The sequence below is a fragment of the Sphaerospermopsis torques-reginae ITEP-024 genome, from assembly GCF_019598945.1.
In the GTDB taxonomy this organism is placed as follows: Bacteria; Cyanobacteriota; Cyanobacteriia; order Cyanobacteriales; family Nostocaceae; genus Sphaerospermopsis.
The window spans coordinates 624,574-646,532 of the sequence record NZ_CP080598.1 but is presented as its reverse complement, the minus strand read 5'-3'; the positions used below and the strand labels follow the sequence as shown (position 1 = coordinate 646,532).

Annotated in this window: 22 protein-coding genes, 2 pseudogenes and 1 riboswitch; of the genes and pseudogenes, 15 read left to right on the top strand and 9 right to left on the bottom strand. The window is 36.8% G+C overall.

Translation table 11 applies throughout. The features are described from left to right. Positions 1-9 precede the first annotated feature (9 nt). The 4 genes from K2F26_RS03015 (at position 10) to rpsN (ending at position 2,793) form a co-directional block, all read left to right on the top strand. Positions 10-1,272 (top strand): hypothetical protein, encoded by a 1,263-nt coding sequence (locus K2F26_RS03015; protein WP_220610290.1) that lies wholly within the window; start codon positions 10-12, stop codon positions 1,270-1,272. Positions 1,273-1,478: 206 nt separating this feature from the next. Beyond that, positions 1,479-1,724 (top strand): UPF0175 family protein, encoded by a 246-nt coding sequence (locus K2F26_RS03010; protein ID WP_194051808.1) that lies wholly within the window; start codon positions 1,479-1,481, stop codon positions 1,722-1,724. After that, positions 1,721-2,203 (top strand): PIN domain-containing protein, encoded by a 483-nt coding sequence (locus K2F26_RS03005; protein ID WP_194051806.1) that lies wholly within the window; start codon positions 1,721-1,723, stop codon positions 2,201-2,203. The genes K2F26_RS03010 and K2F26_RS03005 overlap by 4 nt, the downstream gene beginning before the upstream one ends. 287 nt (positions 2,204-2,490) lie before the next feature. Then, on the top strand, positions 2,491-2,793 hold the full coding sequence (gene rpsN / locus K2F26_RS03000) for a 30S ribosomal protein S14 (RefSeq protein WP_096570571.1): 303 nt from the start codon (positions 2,491-2,493) through the stop codon (positions 2,791-2,793). Between the two features lie 209 nt (positions 2,794-3,002). On the opposite strand, the gene K2F26_RS02995 is transcribed toward rpsN, so the two are convergent. After that, positions 3,003-3,332: a DUF8822 family protein gene (locus K2F26_RS02995; protein WP_220610289.1), complete on the bottom strand. Its 330-nt coding sequence runs from the start codon at positions 3,330-3,332 to the stop codon at positions 3,003-3,005. 227 nt (positions 3,333-3,559) lie between these two features. Here K2F26_RS02995 and aat point away from each other — a divergent pair, with 227 nt between their 5' ends. From aat to K2F26_RS02960, 7 genes are all read left to right on the top strand, one after another. Further along, entirely contained in the window at positions 3,560-4,144 is a 585-nt protein-coding gene (aat, locus tag K2F26_RS02990; protein WP_220610288.1) for a leucyl/phenylalanyl-tRNA--protein transferase, read from the top strand. 122 nt (positions 4,145-4,266) lie between these two features. Then, entirely contained in the window at positions 4,267-4,830 is a 564-nt protein-coding gene (gene def, locus K2F26_RS02985; RefSeq protein WP_220610287.1) for a peptide deformylase, read from the top strand. Positions 4,831-4,842: 12 nt separating this feature from the next. Then, a complete protein-coding gene (locus K2F26_RS02980) occupies positions 4,843-5,046 on the top strand; it encodes a hypothetical protein (RefSeq protein WP_194051799.1) in 204 nt (67 codons plus the stop codon). A gap of 330 nt (positions 5,047-5,376) precedes the next feature. Next, positions 5,377-6,222, top strand: a complete 846-nt coding sequence (locus K2F26_RS02975) for a PD-(D/E)XK nuclease family protein (protein ID WP_246605507.1) — start codon at positions 5,377-5,379, stop codon at positions 6,220-6,222. A gap of 87 nt (positions 6,223-6,309) precedes the next feature. Then, a complete protein-coding gene (locus K2F26_RS02970; protein ID WP_194051795.1) occupies positions 6,310-6,951 on the top strand; it encodes a GNAT family N-acetyltransferase in 642 nt (213 codons plus the stop codon). Positions 6,952-7,056: 105 nt separating this feature from the next. Then, positions 7,057-9,369 carry a single-stranded-DNA-specific exonuclease RecJ gene (gene recJ, locus K2F26_RS02965; RefSeq protein WP_220610286.1) on the top strand — a complete coding sequence of 771 codons (2,313 nt, stop codon included), beginning with the start codon at positions 7,057-7,059 and terminating at the stop codon, positions 9,367-9,369. Between the two features lie 55 nt (positions 9,370-9,424). Continuing rightward, positions 9,425-10,132 carry a Uma2 family endonuclease gene (locus K2F26_RS02960; protein WP_220610285.1) on the top strand — a complete coding sequence of 236 codons (708 nt, stop codon included), beginning with the start codon at positions 9,425-9,427 and terminating at the stop codon, positions 10,130-10,132. A gap of 385 nt (positions 10,133-10,517) precedes the next feature. Here K2F26_RS02960 and cydB read toward each other — a convergent pair whose 3' ends face one another. Together cydB and K2F26_RS02950 are read right to left on the bottom strand one after the other, a co-directional pair. Next, entirely contained in the window at positions 10,518-11,531 is a 1,014-nt protein-coding gene (cydB, locus tag K2F26_RS02955; RefSeq protein WP_194051789.1) for a cytochrome d ubiquinol oxidase subunit II, read from the bottom strand. 10 nt (positions 11,532-11,541) lie between these two features. Beyond that, the gene (locus K2F26_RS02950; RefSeq protein ID WP_194051787.1) at positions 11,542-12,984 is read right to left on the bottom strand and encodes a cytochrome ubiquinol oxidase subunit I; all 1,443 of its coding nucleotides are present in this window, start codon (positions 12,982-12,984) and stop codon (positions 11,542-11,544) included. Positions 12,985-13,812: 828 nt separating this feature from the next. Here K2F26_RS02950 and K2F26_RS24565 point away from each other — a divergent pair. After that, positions 13,813-14,553 (top strand): MbnP family protein, encoded by a 741-nt coding sequence (locus tag K2F26_RS24565; protein WP_228019524.1) that lies wholly within the window; start codon positions 13,813-13,815, stop codon positions 14,551-14,553. A gap of 65 nt (positions 14,554-14,618) precedes the next feature. Here the strand turns inward: K2F26_RS24565 and K2F26_RS02940 are convergent, their stop codons facing one another. From K2F26_RS02940 to K2F26_RS02920, 5 genes and pseudogenes are all read right to left on the bottom strand, one after another. Further along, on the bottom strand, positions 14,619-15,443 hold the full coding sequence (locus K2F26_RS02940; RefSeq protein ID WP_220610284.1) for an energy-coupling factor ABC transporter ATP-binding protein: 825 nt from the start codon (positions 15,441-15,443) through the stop codon (positions 14,619-14,621). Then, entirely contained in the window at positions 15,418-16,230 is an 813-nt protein-coding gene (gene cbiQ / locus K2F26_RS02935; RefSeq protein WP_220610283.1) for a cobalt ECF transporter T component CbiQ, read from the bottom strand. The genes K2F26_RS02940 and cbiQ overlap by 26 nt, the downstream gene beginning before the upstream one ends. 9 nt (positions 16,231-16,239) lie before the next feature. Next, complete coding sequence (locus K2F26_RS02930; RefSeq protein ID WP_220610282.1) at positions 16,240-16,542, bottom strand: energy-coupling factor ABC transporter substrate-binding protein; 303 nt, start codon at positions 16,540-16,542, stop codon at positions 16,240-16,242. After that, complete coding sequence (locus K2F26_RS02925) at positions 16,529-17,308, bottom strand: energy-coupling factor ABC transporter permease (RefSeq protein WP_220610281.1); 780 nt, start codon at positions 17,306-17,308, stop codon at positions 16,529-16,531. Before K2F26_RS02925 ends, K2F26_RS02930 begins: the two co-directional genes overlap by 14 nt. Positions 17,309-17,330: 22 nt before the next feature. Next, positions 17,331-17,471: riboswitch (cobalamin riboswitch) on the bottom strand. Between the two features lie 65 nt (positions 17,472-17,536). Then, positions 17,537-17,815: pseudogene (locus tag K2F26_RS02920) on the bottom strand (YdcF family protein); the annotation flags it as partial. Between the two features lie 333 nt (positions 17,816-18,148). On the opposite strand from K2F26_RS02920, the gene ctpB reads away from it, so the two are divergent. From ctpB to K2F26_RS02905, 3 genes and pseudogenes are all read left to right on the top strand, one after another. Continuing rightward, the gene (gene ctpB, locus K2F26_RS02915; RefSeq protein ID WP_220610280.1) at positions 18,149-19,498 is read left to right on the top strand and encodes a carboxyl-terminal processing protease CtpB; all 1,350 of its coding nucleotides are present in this window, start codon (positions 18,149-18,151) and stop codon (positions 19,496-19,498) included. 128 nt (positions 19,499-19,626) lie between these two features. Next, a pseudogene (locus tag K2F26_RS25115) lies at positions 19,627-19,752 on the top strand (glycosyltransferase family A protein); the annotation flags it as partial. Positions 19,753-19,945: 193 nt separating this feature from the next. Beyond that, a complete protein-coding gene (locus K2F26_RS02905) occupies positions 19,946-20,641 on the top strand; it encodes a response regulator transcription factor (RefSeq protein WP_220610279.1) in 696 nt (231 codons plus the stop codon). A gap of 358 nt (positions 20,642-20,999) precedes the next feature. Here K2F26_RS02905 and K2F26_RS02900 read toward each other — a convergent pair whose 3' ends face one another. After that, on the bottom strand, positions 21,000-21,281 hold the full coding sequence (locus tag K2F26_RS02900; protein ID WP_096570543.1) for an Npun_R1517 family heterocyst differentiation transcriptional regulator: 282 nt from the start codon (positions 21,279-21,281) through the stop codon (positions 21,000-21,002). Positions 21,282-21,959: the final 678 nt, after the last annotated feature.

Genomic DNA, 21,959 nt, shown 5'->3' with positions numbered 1-21,959 from the left:
TTTTTAGAAATGTCTCAAAGAATTAGAGATGTTTATTCCTCTTTTGCCACAATTAATCAGACTCAGAAACAGGAAACAGAAAAATTGACACAATTACAAAATGATGTAATTAGTCTAGCTAAAGATATTGGAGTTTCAGAAGATATTATCAGAAATATCTTAGATACTAATTTACAACCATCTAGATCACAAAGTCAACTAATTTGGGAAGATGAAATTTTCTTAAATAACAACTTTCTGATTATTGAGGATAGGGTCAAAGAGGAAGTTTTCAGAAACCCAGAAATTTTGCTTCCATTATCTAATTTAGATTATGCAATAGTTGGTATATCAGGTTTAGTCGCTACTATTCTTGATTTTTTAGTTGTCAAGATTCCCAAAGATATCAACTATCTAGGAAAATATCAACAAGAAGGAAGTAATTTTACACAATGGTTAAAAAGTTTAGGTATTGATCAAGAAGGAAAATTAAATCCATTTTTAAAGTGGTGTGAAGATACTTGTAAAGTTTCTTATGACCAAAGTATTAATCCGAATATTAAAGGATTTAATCCGAAAACTCATAGGTTATTAAGTCTTGGTCATGATCCGCTATTTGGTCTGATATTTGGAACAATAGACATTATCAATGGCAATATGACTGCTTTTGACATCAATGGTAATCTTCATATTTTGAAAACATTTGATATGTCATTGGAAAATAAAGCCTTCGCTCCTTTGATTTGGTTGGGTCATATTATATCTGATATGTCTACTAAAATGGGAGTTCCTATTCCTGGATGGGCATTTCTCCAACTTATGCAATTTGGTTTTTATGGATCGGATACAAAAACCATAGCAGATATATCTAGGTGGATGTATTTAAATGGTTATGATCTGAGACACTTTATCACAATGTCAGTTCCTGTAACTGTTATAGAAATAATCGTCAGAGGTTATCACTATCTTTCATGTTTGGATAGTGCAGAACAACTTCAATACCCCTTGCATACTTCTATTGCAAATAGAGAAATGTATCAAATTCAATCTAATCTAAAACTTCATAAAATGTTGTTTTTAGCTCATGCAATATCAGCTAGTGGCAATGCGCTAAAAATTTTTACATACGCTGGTAATCCTTTAGCTATTAATTTCCCTCAATGGTTATTCTTTGCTAAGGAAAGTGTGACTATTTTACAGGCATTTACAAGAGATACAACACCTGAAAAAATAGTTCGTAATCGTGGTAATATTAATGATGATTGGGACGAAATTAAAAATATTAATATTTAAACAATTTTGTTGTCAAAGCTCAGATTTAAACTTTCAAGTTACAGGTTACTTAGGAAGAATTAAAGAAGATGATTGGACAAAAGATCGCTTTTACTACCTACGCGACTTATCAATCAATTAAAAGTAGACTAAACTGAGAGAGATATATATTGCTGCTGTGTAGTAGAAATTTGAGGATAACTTCAAGAAGTTGATGAGGTAAAAAGATGAGTGTGGTGATTACAGATGATGTCTTGCAGACTATTCAAATGTCTGACAAGGAATTAATTCAGGAAATAGCTATCTTGCTGTTTACACAAGAACGGTTTACTTTAGGACAAGCGAGTAATTTTGTCGGTATGAATCAACTTGAGTTTCAGCGATTACTTGCTAGTCGCAACATTCCTCTTCATTATGATATTGCTGAACTGAGAGAGGATATCAAGAGTTTGGAAGCTAACAATTGGCTATGATTATTGTTAGTAATACATCTCCTATCAGTAACTTAGCTGCAATTGGTCAGTTAACTTTGTTGCAGCAACTATATGGTAATCTTTTTATTCCCCCAAAAGTCTATCAGGAAATTCTTGCTTGTGGTAGTACAGATCCAGGTACACTTGCACTGCAAACTGTCGATTGGATTCAAGTTATATCTGTTACCAACTTTGATTTAGTTGACACTCTACAAAAAATTTTAGATCCTGGAGAAGCAGAAGCGATCGCTCTTGCTGTAGAGTTAAATGCTGATAGACTAATTATTGATGAGCGAAAAGGCAGAAATGAGGCTATCAAGTCCCGATTGCAGGTTACTGGACTATTAGGTATTGTACTAGCTGCTAAACAAAAAGGGATTATTCCGCTAGTAAAACCGATATTAGATGATTTGACTGCTAATGGCTTCTGGATTCGTAAACAGTTGTGTGCAGAAATTTTATCAATTGCAGGAGAATAGCGATCGCACAAGCTCAGAAAATAAAGTTGAAGATGAGGTTATTGTTAATTTCATGATTTGACAAAACTTGACACAACTTGTTTATGCACACAAGATAGTTCTTCCTCATCAGGATTAGCATAACAGGGTTTTCGGTCCGTGTCAAGAAGATTTACTACCTCTATTGCGGAAAAATACCAAAAAAAATGATGATTGCAAAACGACGGATTTTTTTGCTTTGATAGAGACGTTCCAGACGCAGAGAGTGTAGAATAGAAAACGCTGCCTTTTAATAGATTAGATATTTTATGGCTAAAAAGAGCATGATTGAGCGCGAAAAGAAACGCGCTAAAATGGTGGAAAAATACGCTGCAAAACGGGAAGCCCTGTTAGAAGAGTTCAGATCAGCAGAATCTCCCCTAGATAAGTTAGAAATTCACCGCCAAATCCAACAACTACCCCGTAACAGCGCACCTAGCCGCCGTCAAAACCGTTGTTGGTTAACAGGTCGTCCCAGAGGAGTTTACCGTGATTTTGGACTATCTCGGAACGTTCTGCGGGAATGGGCGCACCAAGGTTTATTACCTGGGGTTGTCAAGTCTAGCTGGTAGTCATTAACCCAGGGAACAGGGAACAGGGAACAGGTGACAGGTGACAGGTGACAGCAAAGAGGGAGGGGAAGCAGGGGAATAAGAGGCAGGGGAGCAGGGAGCAGGGAGCAGGGGGAGAAGAATATTTATCTTTTGCCTTTTGCCTTTTGCGTTTTGCCTTTTGACTTTTGACTTGATCTTGCCCAATGCCCCATGCCCCATGCCCAAAGTCATTGTCCACAACAACGATCAATTCCCAGACTATCTAAGAGTAGATCGCTAACGGCGTTGGCGATCGCAAACTCTCCATAAAAGCTTTTAGAAAAATCAAAAGACTGCATCTCTGTAACAATAGCAATCACCAGAGATCCTAAATCATTCTCCCCTTCCATGCGTTGCCTGACAAAAATCTGCGCTGCACGTTGGGCAATTTTTTGATTAACCAGTTCGGGCAGAAATTCCGTATCTAGCCATAACAACAGTCGCTTTTGCAACCATTCGCCTTCTTGTTGAGGATTTTCCGTAGGTGGTAGGGTAATGGGTGGAATTGGCTGAGTCATATTTGTATATCTTAAATAGATGTTGTGTACCAAGGTAATCTCATACCATTTTGGATTTTAGATTTTGGATTGTAAAAGTCTTGTTAAACAAGCTTTTAACACCAGCTTTTAACCTTTCGATATCTCAAAATCATGGTTCAAACTGGGATGAGAGAGAAAAACGCAGCAGCAGTCAAATCACAGCCAAATGCGTTCCTCTGGGGGTTTTGTTATGATGTTCATAAACTATGGAATATGATGTTGCTGCTATTATTCGGGGTTATGCTCAAGGATATTTTCTCATGGCTGATGAGCATGATCACCTGGGATGGTATGGAAGTAGGGAACATACTTTAATTCCCTTAGATGAAAGATTCCGCTACCCCAAGTCGTTACGACGAGTTCTGAACCAAGAAAAGTTTACAGTAGCGGTTAACCGTGACTTTATGGGTGTGGTTAATGGATGCGCTAACCGAGAAACAACTTGGATTTCTGAAGAATTAAAAAAAATCTATTGGTTACTATACCAAACTGGTTATGCTTATAGTTTTGAAACCTGGCAAGGTGATCAACTTGCAGGAGGAATTTTAGGTATTGTGATTGGAGGTGCTTTTATTGGTGAATCTATGTTTTACAACATTCCTGAAGGTTCTAAAGTAGCGATGGTGAAGCTGGTAGAAAGGTTGCGGGAAAGGAAATTTTTATTGTTTGACGCACAAATGATGAACCCTCATTTAGCCCGATTTGGTGCTTATAACGCCAATAATAAAGAATATGAAACTTTGCTGAGACAAGCTTTGCAAACATCTTGTTCATTGGTTGGTAATTGGTAATTGGTAAATTTATTTCTGTCACCTGTCACCTGTCACCTGTCACCTGTCACCAATTACCAATCACCAACCAAATAACGATAGAATGAAATTAATCAGACATTCATCATTAAGCTAAGACAATCATGCCCTCTGATATTGCTGTAGAGAAGAAAAAGTTAAAAAATCCACCTTTGAAGCTTCATTATTTAGGCGATCGCGCCCTGCGTCAACCTGCAAAGCGGGTAACAAAAATCGATGATGAACTTCGTCAACTGGTGCGGGATATGCTGCAAACTATGTACAGCGAAGATGGTATTGGTTTAGCCGCACCCCAAGTCGGAATTAATAAACAACTAATTGTCATCGACTGTGAACCTGATAAACCAGAAGCACCCCCTCTGGTATTAATCAACCCCGTTATTAAACAGGTTGGCAATGAGCTTTGTATTGCTCAAGAGGGTTGTTTAAGTATTCCTAAAGTTTTTTTGGATGTCAAACGCCCGAAAGTTGTAGAAATTGCTTATAAAGATGAATATGGTCGTCCCAAAACCTTAAAAGCTGGTGATTTACTGGGAAGATGTATTTTACACGAGATGGATCACCTCAATGGTGTGGTTTTTGTGGATCGTGTAGATAATTCCTTGACTTTAGCACAGGAGCTATCTAAAAATGGCTTCTCGTATCAAGCTGTAAAACCAGTAGCATAGGGTGGTCTTGTTGTGTATTTAACTCCAAAAAGCGGTTTATTTTTAGGTGGTTCTTGTTTTACAGCGATCGCTGCTGTTGGTTCTGTTTTTGAACTGAGTTCTGGACAACCTGATTTTGGTGTCCAAACTACTGCCATTATTCTAGCTTTAAGCATTCCCCTGACTGTTTTATTTTTTATCGCCGCAGTCAAGGATGCACGGGCGAATATTAAATAAGCATCAGGCATCCAAAAAGGTAAAAGTTTATACTAGTCTTTTACCTTTTTTTGGTGATTGGTAATTGGTGATTGGTAAGTATTTAATTTAACATAAAAATATAAAAAAATCCGTAGGAGAGAGGATTGATTTTTTTCTAGGGGCGTGGTAGGCTATAGACTATCTTCAATATAATGGGATGTAAGCTTTTTTAAAAATTTGAGCAACACTCCATTATATTAGAATAGTACCGCGCCCCAGGGAAAAAGTCAACGACCCAAAGATAAAAAGTTGCGCGACTCTCATCAAAAATTAAAAATAAAAATTGATAGATTGATAATTAGTAATTTGATGAAAACAGAAAATGCAAAAATGGTATTAACATCAACTGATAGTAAATTATTAAGACTTTCGCAAGGACACCTCAACGTACTAGAAACCTGTCCGCGTAAATTCCAGCATAATTATTTAGAAAAACTGACAACACCGACAGATCCCAAACAAGAAGAACATCAGATTGCAGGTAGTCGTTTTCACCTATTAATGCAGCAGAGAGAAATAGGTTTACCAATTAATAGTTTTCTGGAAGCAGATGATAAATTGAAAACTTGGATGACAGATTTTAAGGAAACTGCACCAGAAATATTAACACCTGATATTAATAATCAAAATTACCGTGACAGTGAACATTATCGAACTTTGCAAATACAAAATTACCTACTGACAGTAGTTTATGATTTATTAATTGCAGATCAAGAAAAAGCACATATCTTTGATTGGAAAACATATCAAAAACCACAAAAAAGAAATGATTTAGCTAAGAATTGGCAAACCAAACTTTATCTGTATGTTTTAGCAGAAACTAGCACCTATTTGCTGGACAATATATCTATGACTTACTGGTTTGTTCAGGCTAAATCCCGATCTAACAATATTCCTTTTCACTATGAAACCAAAAAACACAAACAGACAGAAAAACAACTCCATCAATTGTTAAATCAATTAACAAATTGGTTAGATGATTATGAAAAGGGTAAGCCATTTCCGCAGGTAGAAGAATCTAAAACCTGTAATTTTTGTCAGTTTGCTAAACAGTGCGATCGCTTTGCTGATCGGAGGTATGACTCAAAAACTTTAGTAGCAACCGCAATTAATGATCTACCTAATTTTGATATTATTGAAGAAGTAGCACTATAACAGGAAACTCTTAACAAAGAACAGGAAATATAGCAAAAATTAACCAAATAAATCTAAATCAAATAAATCTAAAAATTAACAAAAATTATGAAAACCTTTGATGAAACCGATACAATTTATGTTCGGGAATTAGGAATTGATGACATAGCACCTGTTTACCACTTAGGTGAAGAACTATTTACCAGCGATTTATATCCTTATTTATACCGTACCTGGGATGAATGGGAAGTAATAGGACTTTATAATACAGATCCAGAATATTGCTTAGTTGCGGAAACAGAAAGTGAACTTGCAGGATTTATTTTAGGGACAATAATTAGTAAAGCATCATGGACCTATGGTTACATTTTGTGGTTAGGAGTAAATCCCAAATTTCAACGTCAGGGAGTTGCAGATAAATTAGTTGATAAAGTTGTTGCGCGAATGATTGAAGATGGGGCGAGGTTTATGTTAGTAGATACCGATCCTACAAATACCCCAGCAGTGAAATTTTTTAATAGAAAAGGTTTTGGTAACATTCGCCAACATATTTTCTTATCAATGAATTTGAGTAAACATCCATATTATGGCAGACTAATAGATTATGAACATCAAAAAGCAGAAAGGGCAGGTTATAGGCGCACACGAACTACAATTCGTTCTCGAAAATCCGAAGGTATTCCTGGAGAAATAGCGATGAATCCCTTAGTAAATGAATCATCAACAGATTTAATTATTAATGAGGAATAAAGAGAGGAGTCAGGAGAATTTTAGATTTTAGATTGGATTTATGAAATACAATCCAAAATCCAAAATATAATCATCAATCACCAGTCCCTTTTTAAAATTAATTCAATGCAGTGGATTTTATTAGAAACAGAACAAATTACTGAGTGCTTCATCCAAGCAGTTAAACAGTACACACCTTTATCAAGTGGGATTTTTGCTGCACAATTATTATGGCAAAGAGGAATAAAAACAGAATTAGAATTAGCCAGTTTTGTGAATTTCCAAAGTTATCAAGCTGCAAGTCCTTTTGAATTTGGACAAGAGATACACTTGGCGGTTAAACGTTTAAAAAAAGCGGCTATATCTGGTGAAAAAATAGCGATTTGGGGAGACTTTGACGCTGATGGTATTACCTCAACTGCGGTTTTATGGGATGGTTTAGGACAATTTTTTATTCAACATGAACAATTAACTTATTATATCCCTAATCGGTTAACAGAATCTCATGGTTTAAATTTAGCAGGAATTGATAATTTAGCCCAACAAGGTTATAAATTAATCGTTACTTGTGACACGGGAAGTACAAATATTGATGAAATTATTTATGCCCAAAAATTAGGAATTGATATTATTGTCACAGATCATCATACTTTACCTGCTGAACGTCCTCCGGTGACTGCAATTATTAATCCTCGTTACTTACCAAAAGAACATCCATTATTTCATCTTTCTGGGGTTGCAGTTGCTTATAAATTAGTGGAAGCATTATATGAAACGTTACCAGATGTACCCCAACATTCCCTAGAAGATTTATTAGATTTAGTAGCGGTAGGATTAATTGCTGATTTGGTGCAATTAAGTGGAGATTGCCGTTATTTAGCACAAGTAGGAATTGAAAGATTACAAGCAGAATATAAAAAACCTGTTGTTGAAAGAAGACGACCAGGGGTAGGTAGATTATTAGAATTATGCCAGAAAAGTGGCGATCGCCCTACAGATATTTCCTTTGGTTTAGGTCCGAGAATTAATGCAGTTAGTCGCATTCATGGTGATGCTAGTTTCTGCGTAGAATTATTAACAAGTCGAGATATTCAACGCTGTCAACAACTTGCAGAAGAAACAGAATTAGCGAATACCCGACGCAAATCATTACAGAAAGATGTACAAAATCAAGTATTAAAAAAACTCTCCCAATTAGATTTATCAACTACCAGTGTCATAGTTTTAGAAGACCCACAATGGGCTAATGGTGTGTTAGGTTTAGTTGCAGGTCAAGTTGCCCAAGAAACAGGAAGACCGACAATTTTATTAAGCACAGAAAGCGGAGAAAATGAAGCCAATAAACCAAAATTTGCACGGGGTTCTGCCAGATCAATTAATGGTGTGGATTTATATCAATTAGTTAACGAACAATCTCATTTATTACATCGTTTTGGTGGACATCCTTTTGCGGCTGGTTTAAGTTTACCTGTAGAAAATATCCCCTTATTTACAGATGCAATTAATCAAAAATTACGGCAATCTTTAGGGGGAATAAATCTCACACCAACAGTCCAAGCTGATGTGGTGGTGACAGTTGCAGATTTAGGGAAAGAATTATTTTTAGAACTGAAACTTTTAGAACCTTGTGGAATGGGAAACCCTGTACCAAAATTACTGATTAAAAATTGTTGGTTTGAAAATGCTTGGCATCGAAATCAACAAGATTTAAAAGGTAAGAAAATACAATATATTAAAACAGAGTTTGACATGAGAGATGATTCTACTAAAAATCCTTTTCCTGGTATTTGGTGGGGACATTATAAAGAAGAATTGCCTATAGGTAAATGTGATTGTATTGCAGAAATAGATTTTAATAGTTTTAAAAAACGTTATGAAATCAGATTAATTGCTGTGCGTCCTTGTGCAGATTTAGAAGTGCAAACTGAGAAATCAGCAATGATTTTAGATTGGCGAAATCAGGAGGTTTCGGAATTTGATGTAGACAATTCAATATTAATTATTAAAGATTGTCCTACCAGTTGGAATGATGTTCGCGCTTGGTTGAGAAAGTCAATTTATCATCAACAAAAATTAGCTATAGCTTGGTCAAAACCAGACAATAAAACACCCCAGGAAATTTGGTTAACATTGGTAGGAATTGCTAAATATCTCAATCGGAAAAATAACCTAGTTACCCGTGTACAACTTTTAGAAAAACTGGGTATTAGTGATCCTAGTTTATATTTAGGATTTCAGGCTTTGAAATATTTAGGTTTTACTATTGAAAGTCAAGATCGTTATCTACAAATTACGTGGAATGAATTTATTAGTGATGACATAAACATGAATCATGCAATTAATCAATTTTTAGCCGCAGTGACAGAAGAACAATTTCAAAAAGAATATTTTGCCACAGTTCCTATATCTATAATTCAAGGAATGGCGTTTAATGTTTGACCATGATCACAGTAAGATATAATAAATTTAGCTACTCCTAATATTATTTGCAGTTATGGTTAACACTTCTGTAAAAACTGCCCATAATTATCCTGATTATATTCCGCCTTTGGAAAGTGGCGATCGCCTGACTCGTCCAGAATTTGAGCGCCGTTACAATGCTATGCCAAAGCTCAAAAAAGCTGAATTAATTGAAGGAGTAGTTTACGTGGCTTCCCCTCTGCGTTTTGAACCTCACGCCGAACCTCATGCTAATTTAATGGGTTGGTTATGGTCTTATAAAATAGTTACACCTGGTGTCAGACTAGGTGACAATGCAACGGTAAGACTAGATTTAGACAACGAACCCCAACCCGATGCTGTACTATTAATAGATACAGCCTGTGGTGGCAAATCTTATATAGGCGCAGATGGTTATATAGAAGGCGCACCAGAATTAATCGCAGAAGTAGCAGCCAGCAGTGCTACCAAAGATTTATATGATAAAAAAAGAGCCTACCGTCGCAATGGAATTGAAGAATATATAGTTTGGCAGGTTTTTGAAGGTACAGTCAGTTGGTTCAGTTTAAAGAATGGTGAATATATAGAACTTACAGCAGATGAACAAGGAATAATTAAAAGTCAAGTATTTCCTGGTTTATGGCTGAATGTTTCTGCATTAGTAACAGGAAATATGTCACAGGTAATGACTGCTTTACAAACAGGTTTAAGTTCAGAAAAACATCAAAAGTTTGTGGAAAAATTAGCTGGAAATAGGCAATAGACATCTGGTGATATTAAAAATATGTAGGGGTTGCTGAGAAAGTCTTTTCGTGGAGGCAGGGAACAGGGAACAGTTTTAGCTATCTGTCATCCCCCCATTTTGGGATTTCTTGGTTTCAAAATGCACGGTTTTTCAGGTATACCCTTCAAAAGTCTTGCACTTTTTTCCTCTTTATCAACCTCAAACCTTTGATTTATAAAGGGTTGCGCTTTATTCAGAAAACCCTATGTAGTTTCCATATAAAATATCGACTGATATTTAAATTGATAAGCTGTTACACAGCTAAATTTTATAATCATAACATAGTTAACTCTTGTGGTGCGGGCAAGATGCCCGCAAAACTTAATACAAATTGAATGCACAACAGCTTATCAATTATTGCAATTTATTCCGGTTCTTCGCTAGTAACTACCTTGCCTCTAAACACAAAGTAGTTATAGATATTATAAAACAACATGACAGGAATTAAAAACCCAATGAAAGTGATCATAAACACCATTGCACTGGGGGAAGAAGCTGCTTGATAAATAGTAATTGTGGGTGGGATAATATAGGGAAAAGCAATAAATCCTAACCCGATAAAAGTCAACAAAAAAATTAACACTGTATAGACAAATGCAGCCACTTCTTGTTTACTATTTAAGCTTTGTTGCAATAACCAAATTAACAACACACCCAAAACAGGAATCATGGCAAAAATGTATACTTCTGGTTGATGAAATAATCTGGCTCTCGCATTTTCATAAACAATTGGGGTTGTAATTGTAATTAAAACTGCTCCAATTAAAGTTGTCCAAGCAGCTAATTTAGCTGTGCGAAAATGAGTTTCTTGTAATGCTCCCTCGGTTTTGAGAATTAGGTAAGTTGAACCAATCAATACATAACCTTGTACAAGTGTCAATGCTGTTAGTAATGATTGCCAACTTAACCAATCCCATATACCCCCAGTAAAATGTCCGGCTGCATCAACTTTGATTCCTGCTAATACACCACCCAAAGCAAATCCTTGAAATAAAGCAGCAATAAAACTGCCAATACCAAAGGCAAAATTCCAGAAACTTTTATTATCAGAATGTTCCCGAAATTCAAAAGCAACAGCCCGTAAAATTAACCCTACAACCATCACCATTAAAGGCAAATACAGGGCATTTAAAATTGTTCCATAAGCTAAAGGAAAAGCTCCAAATAATGCACCTGCCATCAAAACTAACCAGGTTTCGTTAGCATCCCACACATTACCCAAACTGGTCATTAATAAACTACGGCGTTTTTCATCAGAAGAAGTCAAAGAGAGGATACCAACGCCTAAATCAAAACCATCTAAAAGCACGTAAAGAAACAGAAATAATCCCAGAATTACAAACCAAACTTGTGGTAAAAAGTGCAGTAAAGCTTCCATGTAATTGTTCCTATTGCGGTGTTTCCAAAGGACGACTATCGGGAATATGACTCACAGATTCAGTAGCAATTACTGTTTTGATCTCACCTCCTGGTATGGGTAAATTCAAATCTGGTCCTTTGCGAATAATGCGGCTACCAAAAAACATAGCTGAGACGAACAACACACTGTAAAGAAGAGTAATAACTGTGAGTGAAAATAACACTTCACCTGGTTCTAAATGAGAAGCTGCATCAGTAGTACGAATTTGCCCATATACCGTCCAAGGTTGTCTTCCCACACAGCGAACAATCCAGCCTGATTCAATTGCCAAATAGCCCAAAGGTGCAGACAAAATCCAAGCTCGTAACAACCATTTTTGCTGAGTTATATTTTGATTACTTAGTTGACCTCTTAGCCATTGAATAATACTCCACAGCATTAATCCGACTAAGAAAAAGCCGATTCCTACCATTAAGCGGAAAGAATAATAAATGAGGGGAATCATTGGTGGACGGTTTTCTGGTTTCCATTCTTTGAGTCCCAAAACTGGTTCAGAAAGTTTAGGTTTGAGTTCTAAAATGTAACTTAACCCATTGGGAATAGAAATTTCCCAATCATTTTTTTCCGCTTTGCCATTAGGAGATGCCAATAAACTCCAATTCGCAGATTCTCCAGCGGGAATTGTTTCCCACTGTGCTTCCATTGCTGCTAGTTTGGTGGGTTGATAATGATAAACTTGATCGCCACTAGCATGACCAATGAACACTTGTAAAGGAGCGACAAAAATTGCGATCGCTAAAACTATTTTCAAAGATTTGCTAAAAAATTCTTGCTGGCGATTATTGAGAATATACCAAGCACTAATCCCCCCAATAACAAATAGAGAAGTCTCCAAAGTTGCCAAAAACATATGGAGAACACTATTCACCATGAAGGGATTTAAAATTGCTTGGAAATAGTCATCAACAATAAACTTCCCATTCACCATTTCTCCACCACTAGGAGTCTGAAACCATGAATTAGCAACTAAAATCCAAAACGTGGAAAGATTCGCCCCAAACGCCACGAGAATAGTTGCTAAATAGTGAATTACTGGAGGAACTCGATCCCAACCAAACATCATAATTCCTAAAAAAGAAGCTTCTAACATAAATGCCATTGAGCCTTCAAATCCCAAAATACTACCTAAGAAATCTCCCACCGCTTCTGATAGTGGGGCCCAGTTAGTCCCAAACTGAAAACCCATTGGTAAACCTGATGCAACTCCGATACCAAAGTTGAGTAAATACAGTTTTGACCAAAAACGAGCATGATAATAATAAGTAGGATTTTTGGTTTTTAACCATAGTCCTTCCACGACAATTAAGTAGATAGACATACCTGTAGTTAGCACAGGCCAAATCATGTGGAAAATCGCTGTAAATGCAAATTGCATCCGCGATAATGCTACAGTGTTAGATAAAATTTCCATACTCTTGAAACGAGTTACGCAAAAACGCTAAATATGTATTTAGGATATACAGTAATTTTGTGTTGATCTGGTATTACTTCCAAAAGTTTTAACCTTTGAAATATTTGACAAATCGTCATTTTATTTCTTTTACCTTTTTTGTAATCTGTCATCTATCCCAAGAAATTAACTGTCAAGATATAAGTATGTTGGCGTTGAAAATTGTCGTTGGGGTATTGTGAGCATTTAGCCGTCAGCTATCAGCCCTAATTAGACCCCACCCCTAACCCCTCACAAGGGTAGGTATTTTACATTGTCGTGAGGGCAAGACTTGGAGGACAAGGAAGGACAGTGGACAAGGGAGGAAATCCGTACAAATAATGTACAATTGGTAACAACAAGCAACGCTCAACAGACCATTTTTTGTATAAAATCTTCCTTGTCTACGTTCCCTCCTTGTCTTCCAGGTTCTGCCTTAACAGATAATATTAAAAACCTACCCCTGTGAGGCAGGATGCCCACCCCACAAGAGGCAGATTTTTTACCAATGTTTTAATCGCAGTAGGAGTAACAGGAACTCTTTGGGCAACTTTCTTTAATAACTTGGGATAAAGAAGTTGGCGGTGAGTTATAAACTGAATAATTTTCTAAGAAGTCTCTGTTATTACAACTCAGACTTCTTTTACTTTTAATTATTTAGCACCTTATCTGAAGCCAAAAAAAACAAACATCTAGTTTGACGACCTGTCTTTTGACTATGGGAATTATTTAACTCAAAATGACCCTTGATGACAAGCAATAATCATACAAATCATCATTGGGAAAACTATTGCTAAGATAAAACTGAATATGAAACAGCAACTATTATTGACATCTACCATAACAGCAGGAATTATTCTGGTGGGTAATTTCTGGGGCGTTAACAAAACTATTGCTCAAACAACTAACACCCAAGAAGTAACCATTAATTTTCAAGCCAGAGTCGGTCAACAACCATTTGAATGTGGTAAAACCTATACTTTAGGTAAACCAGCCACAAAAGTTACTGCTGCCGATTTCCGTTTTTATGTATCCGATGTTGCCTTAATTGATAACAAAGGTAAGGCTGTACCTGTGAATTTAACACAGGATGGAAAATGGCAATACCAAAATGTCGCCCTCTTAGACTTTGAAAATAAATCCGGTGGTTGTGCTAACGGTACAATCGAAACACAAATATTAGCAATGTTGCAAAATGATGCGAAATATCGGCAGATGTTTACAGATGCTTTTAGTAATGAGCAAGATGTTATTAACCTCAGTAATTTGACTAAAGCGTTGGCCGCTTTTGAACGCACTTTGATTTCTGTCAATTCTCCCTATGATAAATATCGCTTTGGTGGTGATGCTAATGCAATTTCACCAGCAGCGAAACGGGGTGAAAAATTATTTCATAGCGAAAAGTTAGAATGTTTTCACTGTCATGGTGGGATTAATTTTACAGATTCAGTGATGCACGAAAAATTAGCTTTTCAAGAAATTGCTTTCCACAATACTGGACTGTATAATATTGATGGTAAATTTTACGTCTTTACCTCGCACAAAAAATAAACTTACACATTTGGGATGCTCCCCACTGAAAGGCTTTTCGCATTGTCACCTGCTATACTTCCTGATTAAACATCCTTAAATATCCGTTGTCGCACCCTTTCTAAAACGGCTTTTTCATCAACAGATAACCCAGAAAATAACATTTCATATATCAATGGTAAACCTAATTCTAACTCCTCTAAAAGATGATAGTGATTAAACACATCCTCTGGTGTTCCTTCTAATATCAATCTTCCTTTATCCATGACAAAAACCCAATCTGCCCAACGATAAACTAAATCTAAATCATGGGTAGCTATTAATAAAGTTGTGCCATTATTACTATGAATTTTTTTCAGTGTATTCATCAGATTACGAGTGTGTTTTATATCTAAATATGCTGTGGGTTCATCTAGTATTAAAAGTTGTGGTTCTAATACCATGACATCAGCTATAGAAACTCGTTTTTTCTGTCCTAAACTGAGATGATGTACAGGTTTTTCTGCTAAACTATTTAGCCCAAATTCAACTAATATTTTCTCGACTCTGATTTGAATTTCCGCTGGGGATAAACCCAAATTACACAACCCATAGGATATATCTTCCTCAACAGTAGATGCGACTAATTGCTGTTCTGGATCTTGAAATACTAAACCAATTTTTTGCCGTAATTTTGTCAGATAGTTTCTATGATAGCTTAACGGTTCATTCAACCATTTGATAATTCCCCGATCAGGTTTATATAAACCATTAGATAATAAAAATAGTGTTGTTTTACCACAACCATTTTGACCAATTAAGGCACACTTTTTACCAGAAGGAATTTTGATATTTAACCCATTTAAAACTGATTGTTGTGTACCTGGATAGGTATAATATACCTGTTCAAATTCGAGTAAATATTCCTGCATTTCCCCCTAATTCTAATCCTATTAAGACTACACAGCCACTAATTGCTTCAATAATATATCGTTTGGATAATTGATAGCGTTGGGGATGCCAGACTCTAAATTCTTCTGTCATTCCCCTTGCTGCTAATCCCAAAGAAAAACGATGATATTGTTGTAAAGTACGCTGTAACAATTGTCCTATTAATATTGCTAAACTTCTCATGCCTATTTTCCAGTTGCGGTAGCCACAACGAGAATTTTGTGCTATCCATAATTCATTGGCTGTGTTTAGAAGTAGGAAAATAAACCTATACATTAATAATAATAAATCGGTTAAAATTGCTGGAATTTTTAAGTATCGTAGTGTTTGTAATATTTCTGTAAATGGCACAGTTAACATGAGGAAATATAAACAAGAAATGGCAGCAAAGGCACGACAAAAAATTGCAAAAGCTTGTATACTGCCACTGTGACTAATGTAAATATATTCAGAACCAAACTTTAACCCATATAATAAATCTCTTTGAATTTGTGAAAAGTTAGCGAGGTTGACCATATTAATTGTTAATGCTGGTAAACTTGTCAACCAGAAAAAACTAGCAAAAATTAACAACCGCAAATAGATTTTCAGAGGAATTTTAGCATAAACTACAGTCCAAATACCCATCCATAATGATAGTAAAATTTGTACAAATGGATGGGTTAAAAGTGCAAGTAACAGCGTAGTAAAGGCAAAGATAATTTTATGTGCTGGGGGAATTTGTCGCAGTTGATTGGTGTAAGCTAAAGTATCTAATTTTAGGCTCATTTTGTAGACTTATTCTTCATGTTTTTGTTGTTGAGAACGTCCCTTGTACAAACCAATAACATAACCAATTACTCCCGCACCTATGGCAGCTTGAGCAGAAAATAATAAACTGGCTACTTCCCCACTAGGAGGTTCAAATATTGATTGAACCCAGGGTTGATATTCGGGTTGAATTTCACTAATGGCGGTTTTTGCTTGGTCATCTGCACCACCAAATTCAGCATTTTTGACTAAAATTAGGGGAGCAAATGCTAAAGCAAAAACAGCTAAGACTAATAACCAATTATTAAACCCTTGTTTAAACTGATTCATTACTTTGAGTTCCCAGTTTGATTAATTTTAGCAATTCTAATTCTTGAGGATTATAGGATTGTAACCAATTCCATACCAACACGGTGAGTAGTCCTTCACTAATAGCTAAAGGAATTTGAGTAATAGCAAAGATACCAGCGAACTTGGTAAATGAAGCGATAAACCCACCAACGGGTGCAGGAAAAGCTAAAGCCAATTGAATAGAAGTGATAATGTAGGTGAGTAAATTTGCGATCGCTGCTGATAAAAATATGGCAATTCTTTGTTTACCACCAAACCGAATAATGAGATGATAGATCCAGTAAGCGGCAAACGGTCCAGCGATCGCCATTGAAAAAGCATTTGCTCCCAGAGTTGTTAAACCACCATGTGCCAATAACAAAGTTTGAAATAATAGTACCAAGCTACCCAAAACTGTCATCGTCAAAGGTCCAAACAGCACCGCACCTAACCCTGTACCTGTGGGGTGAGAACAACTACCTGTCACAGAAGGAATTTTTAACGCTGACAACACAAAAGTAAAAGCACCAGCTAACCCTAACAATAATTTTAATTCTGGGTTAGCTTGAGTAATGCGAGTCAAATTTCGCAAACCGAAAATAAAAAATGGTAATGCTACCACCCACCAAAAAACCGCCCATTGCACTGGTAAAAAACCTTCCATAATGTGCATTGCATAGGCAGGTTTAGGGAAACCAACTACTAAATAAAAACTAATAACTGCCATCAGGGTTAGACTCATCCAACCCCGTTTTTTTATAGACATAATCTGTACCTCGCAGATTGATGTAAAAGTATTCTCATCGGCGGGTATCCTGACTTAACCTAATAATGGTTCACAGTTGCGGGACAGCGCCGGACTTGCACCGAACTTTCCCCCTTGCGTCCAATGACTGCTCCTCATCAGAACCGATGGGAGTAACAATATCATGACTAACGCCAGTTGCTAGTAAAGTTTTGCAAATATAGCAAAAGTCAGGAGTCGTAGGGGCGAAATACATGGTTCTGGAGAACCTTGAGAAATGAGAATAGGAGTTTGCGGAAATTGTTTCCCTAGTTGAGCAACATAAATTTCCCGGATAATACTACCACCAAGCACAAACAAGGCATCTACAGGCTGTAAAGAAGCAGAAACTAAGGTTATAGTAGTAGAAATTAACCAAACCACCAGGATTAAACCCAAACCAAATGTAATCTTTTGTAACAATCGCCACAGTTTTCTGAATCTCATCAGCCAAGAAACTAATGATTTGATGGTAGGTTTGTGCTTCATAACATAGAAAATTAAAGCTTTATTGTTTAATATTGAAAAATCCAGTCATCAAGTCAACAAAGTGCTATCGTAGGAAAAGGATCTTAGTTGAAAAAAGAAAGGAGTGATGAAATTCACACAAATGCTGTGGCTGCTTTAACAGTAAAACCACTTCCATCCCAGCGATATTTATTAATAAAAAGACCGTAATTTCCACATCATTTACAAAGGAACAAATGATGGATTAATCTTAGATTAAGCATAGCTCATAAGTAGAGTATAAAAACTTAAAAATTTCAGGAAAGCCTGATTGCTAAACTGTCAACAATACAATTATTTATTCCATCTGTATACATGAATCAATCTGCGAAACGTCACTCACCGCTCCAAGCAGCCTTGATTGGTGGAGCGATCGCTACAACTGCTACTATATCTTTATTTGGTCAAGCTTGGACAAAGTGTGTTCAAGCCGCTTTACAAGATAGTCCAAAAGCGTTAGTTGACCAAGTATGGCAACTTGTAAATAGGGAATATGTTGATGGCAAATTTAATCAACAAGATTGGCAAGCAATTAGGCAAAGCCTGTTAAGTAAAGAATATACTTCCAATGAACAAGCTTATGTAGCCATCCGCCAGGCATTGCAAAGATTGGGTGATCCTTACACGCGGTTTATGGATCCCAAGCAATTTGAAGCCCTCACCCGTCAAACATCTGGAGAGGTTACAGGAATTGGCATTCGCATGGAAATCAACGAAAAAACCCAGCGATTGACAGTGGTTGAACCTATAGAAAATTCTCCAGCCCAGAAAGCAGGTATTAAAACAGGGGATGAAATTTTAGCAATTAACGGTAAACCCACTCTCAAGATGAAAGTGGAAGAAGCATCTAATTTGATTCGTGGTCAAGCGGGTACTGCCATCACCTTACGACTGTCAAGACCAGGAAAAAATCAGTTTGATGTCAAGCTGACAAGGGCAACTATCGAAGTTCCCATAGTAAATTATACCCTCAAACAAGATGGTGGCCGTCGCATTGGCTATATTCGGTTAAGGGAGTTTAGCGGCCACGCTGCGGATCAGATGCGAAAAGCGATTCGTGACTTGAATCGTCAAAATGCTGATTCCTTTGTCTTAGACTTACGAGGCAACCCAGGCGGTTTATTACAAGCAAGTATTGAAATAGCGCGGATGTGGCTAGATAATGGTGGCATTGTCAAGACAGTAGATCGTGTGGGAGGTAGTGAAGAAACCAAAGCCAATCGCACAGCCTTGACAAATCGACCCTTAGCTGTACTTGTAGATGGTAATTCCGCTAGTGCTAGTGAAATTCTCACCGGTGCACTCAAGGATAATAACCGGGCGGTAGTTGTAGGTAGTCAAACCTTTGGTAAAGCCTTGGTACAATCAGTCCATGAACTGCGTGACGGTTCTGGGTTAGCTGTCACCATTGCCCACTACTACACCCCCAAAGGTACGGATATTAACAAGACAGGAATTACACCAGATATTCAGCTAGATTTAACGGAAGCACAAGAGCGTCAGTTAGCTGCTAATCCCAAGTTAATTGGAACTTTAAATGATCCACAATATGCTCGTGCTATTCTAGCTCTCTCCAATACAAAATATGCTCAACCTTCCATACCTGCTCAAACTTCTCAAAATACTCAACCTTTGAGTATTCGCGCTGAAGATTTGAAATTTTAGTTTTCAGGAGTCAGGAGTCATCCAATTTTAGATTTTGGATTTTGGATTTTGGATTGATATCCACTAAAAAAAAGATCCCTGATTTCTCCAAGAAGTCAGGGATCTGCTATTATGTATAGTATAAATATTTGCAAAGTTCCTACGCCGCCCGCAACACAGGAATTAAAGCAGCTACTGGTGAAATTATCGCTTTTACCGATGCAGATTGTCGTCCTCAAACCCAATGGTTACATAAATTAATTCAGCCTTTGATGATATCAATGATAAGTTGCAGCATCAAAATCAGAAATTTGTTTATTTTAAAGGTACTTCTGGTTAGCTACACAGCATAAATTAATACCAGATTCAACAGGAATTGTAAAACTCTCCCATTCCCAGTACCCAATCCTAACCAACTTTCGCTAAATTAGAGAAAGGTAAACAACAGTAAAACTAAGGGAATTTTCAATGTCAGCACAACTGTTACTGGTAGATGATGAACTAGGGTTAAGGGAAGCCGTGAAAGAATACTTACAAGAAAGCGGCTTTAGTGTTCAAGTTGCCAGTAACGCCCGTGAAGGTTGGGAATTGATGCAACAAAATACACCTGATTTGGTGATTTCTGATATTATGATGCCCCAGGTGGATGGCTATCAGTTTCTCAAGCAACTGCGAGATGACCCGCGGTTTCAGGCATTACCTGTAGTATTTTTAACTGCCAAAGGCATGACAGGCGATCGCATTCAAGGATATCAAGCGGGTGTTGACGCTTATCTACCCAAACCATTTGATCCTGATGAATTAATAGCCATTGTAGAAAATTTACTCACCCGTCGCACTGCTCAAGCCCCAGCGATAGGAGAAGATAGTGAAAACATGGACATTGCCAAATTAGCCCATGAAATTTCCAAAATCAAAGATTTGTTAAGTCCCAGAACTGCCATTTCCCAGACTCCACCCCCCTTTAAAATTGATTTAACCCCCAGAGAGCAAAGTGTATTAAACCTAGTAGCACAAGGGTTGATGAACAAAGAAATTGCTCGACGCTTAGAAACCAGCGTCCGCAACGTCGAAAAATACGTCAGCCGTTTATTTAGTAAAACAGGCACGAATAGCCGTACAGAACTGGTGCGTTTTGCTCTAGAACATGGACTAGCTCAGTAGCAGCAAAACGACAACATCATGTCACTCACCATGATCAAGAGCAGTGACAGCAACAGCTTTCTTATGCAAATTGAATCAAAATGATTGGTAAGACTGGTAAAATGCACCTGGTTGAGTTTGCTATCAAACTCTACTAAATGGGTTCTTGTGATAGAAATGAAACCCTAAGTTTTTGTGAAATTTCCCTGAGTATAAATTTAAAACCACCTAACCAAAAATTTAAGCAAGGGGTGACCGAATTAAAAGACATCCAGGTTTTGAGGTAGTGCAACCGGCAAGGGTTAATGTAGATGCTGAATTGAACTTATAGATAATCTTCTTGCTGGTGTTGTAGAGTTACATTATCTCTCTCTATTGTCTATTGGCTGTTATCAACAAAGTTTCTTAAGCGCATCAGTTGTCGTCTCATTTGAGGTGAGGCTTTGAACTCAGAAACCTCCTGCGCCTTTACAGACGCTTGTAGTGTTTCCAAAAAGTCATCAGATCCCTCAGTGAGTGCGTCTAGTAGCACCTGCAAAAGTTGTTCACGATCGCCCAACAGACTCTTTTCCTCAATCAAACGGAACTTGAGATGTATTTCGCACTCATAAACACCTACTTCGAGATTATTGATTTGACGTGGTAATGCTTTAGAGTTCATAGTTTTGAGGATTCCTTTACTGGGTGTTTATACAGGTGAGGAGCTAAAATATCCAGAAAAAAAATTCTTTATATTTTCTTTAAATACAAAGAACTGATTGAATGTAAGAGTTTTTTCTCATCCATCAAATTTGCGTTCAATTTCTCACTCCCCCCTATTGTGATTCCAAGTGGTTTTTTACTGTCTAGGTTTTGATATTCCCGTGGTAGTTTTGGCATATCTAAGTCATACACTATTATTCAGTTTTTCAGATTCTATACAATAAAGTTTCTGTAAGAACTTGTCCAACCTTTTTAAAAGTTTTTACATCAACTTTATGCAAACGTCAATAACTGTTTAACTTTTTACGCTAATCATAGTGAGGTTACTGAAAGAAATTAGAGATTATTTTCCCTTTGTTATCAGCCATTTAAGATTTTAGGCAATTTAGGTTAAATCAACAATGTGTTCTTTTTTATCTGTAAAAATTTAATGGGTAAGATAGTAAGTTTGTAAACTGTAGAAATTCGGTTGTAGATCATCACATATACACCGAACTAAATTATCTTAGCCCAGAATTTTGCCAAAGTCTTACTGATTTTAAATATTACTATTTGTACTGAAAAGGATGTTTTAAGCTCAAAGCTTGTAAATTGAAACAATTAAGCTTAGGGAGAGCAGTTAAAATAGTTGCAGTGT

What these genes read in the sequence shown, in the direction of transcription:
- K2F26_RS03015 (WP_220610290.1), top strand. Translation starts at nt 10, where the DNA reads ATGTCTCAAAGAATTAGAGATGTTTATTCCTCTTTTGCCACAATTAAT.
- K2F26_RS03010 (WP_194051808.1), top strand. Translation starts at nt 1,479, where the DNA reads ATGAGTGTGGTGATTACAGATGATGTCTTGCAGACTATTCAAATGTCT.
- K2F26_RS03005 (WP_194051806.1), top strand. Translation starts at nt 1,721, where the DNA reads ATGATTATTGTTAGTAATACATCTCCTATCAGTAACTTAGCTGCAATT.
- rpsN (WP_096570571.1), top strand. Translation starts at nt 2,491, where the DNA reads ATGGCTAAAAAGAGCATGATTGAGCGCGAAAAGAAACGCGCTAAAATG.
- K2F26_RS02995 (WP_220610289.1), bottom strand. Translation starts at nt 3,332, where the DNA reads ATGACTCAGCCAATTCCACCCATTACCCTACCACCTACGGAAAATCCT.
- aat (WP_220610288.1), top strand. Translation starts at nt 3,560, where the DNA reads ATGGAATATGATGTTGCTGCTATTATTCGGGGTTATGCTCAAGGATAT.
- def (WP_220610287.1), top strand. Translation starts at nt 4,267, where the DNA reads ATGCCCTCTGATATTGCTGTAGAGAAGAAAAAGTTAAAAAATCCACCT.
- K2F26_RS02975 (WP_246605507.1), top strand. Translation starts at nt 5,377, where the DNA reads ATGAAAACAGAAAATGCAAAAATGGTATTAACATCAACTGATAGTAAA.
- K2F26_RS02970 (WP_194051795.1), top strand. Translation starts at nt 6,310, where the DNA reads ATGAAAACCTTTGATGAAACCGATACAATTTATGTTCGGGAATTAGGA.
- recJ (WP_220610286.1), top strand. Translation starts at nt 7,057, where the DNA reads ATGCAGTGGATTTTATTAGAAACAGAACAAATTACTGAGTGCTTCATC.
- K2F26_RS02960 (WP_220610285.1), top strand. Translation starts at nt 9,425, where the DNA reads ATGGTTAACACTTCTGTAAAAACTGCCCATAATTATCCTGATTATATT.
- cydB (WP_194051789.1), bottom strand. Translation starts at nt 11,531, where the DNA reads ATGGAAGCTTTACTGCACTTTTTACCACAAGTTTGGTTTGTAATTCTG.
- K2F26_RS02950 (WP_194051787.1), bottom strand. Translation starts at nt 12,984, where the DNA reads ATGGAAATTTTATCTAACACTGTAGCATTATCGCGGATGCAATTTGCA.
- K2F26_RS24565 (WP_228019524.1), top strand. Translation starts at nt 13,813, where the DNA reads ATGAAACAGCAACTATTATTGACATCTACCATAACAGCAGGAATTATT.
- K2F26_RS02940 (WP_220610284.1), bottom strand. Translation starts at nt 15,443, where the DNA reads ATGCAGGAATATTTACTCGAATTTGAACAGGTATATTATACCTATCCA.
- cbiQ (WP_220610283.1), bottom strand. Translation starts at nt 16,230, where the DNA reads ATGAGCCTAAAATTAGATACTTTAGCTTACACCAATCAACTGCGACAA.
- K2F26_RS02930 (WP_220610282.1), bottom strand. Translation starts at nt 16,542, where the DNA reads ATGAATCAGTTTAAACAAGGGTTTAATAATTGGTTATTAGTCTTAGCT.
- K2F26_RS02925 (WP_220610281.1), bottom strand. Translation starts at nt 17,308, where the DNA reads ATGTCTATAAAAAAACGGGGTTGGATGAGTCTAACCCTGATGGCAGTT.
- ctpB (WP_220610280.1), top strand. Translation starts at nt 18,149, where the DNA reads ATGAATCAATCTGCGAAACGTCACTCACCGCTCCAAGCAGCCTTGATT.
- K2F26_RS02905 (WP_220610279.1), top strand. Translation starts at nt 19,946, where the DNA reads ATGTCAGCACAACTGTTACTGGTAGATGATGAACTAGGGTTAAGGGAA.
- K2F26_RS02900 (WP_096570543.1), bottom strand. Translation starts at nt 21,281, where the DNA reads ATGAACTCTAAAGCATTACCACGTCAAATCAATAATCTCGAAGTAGGT.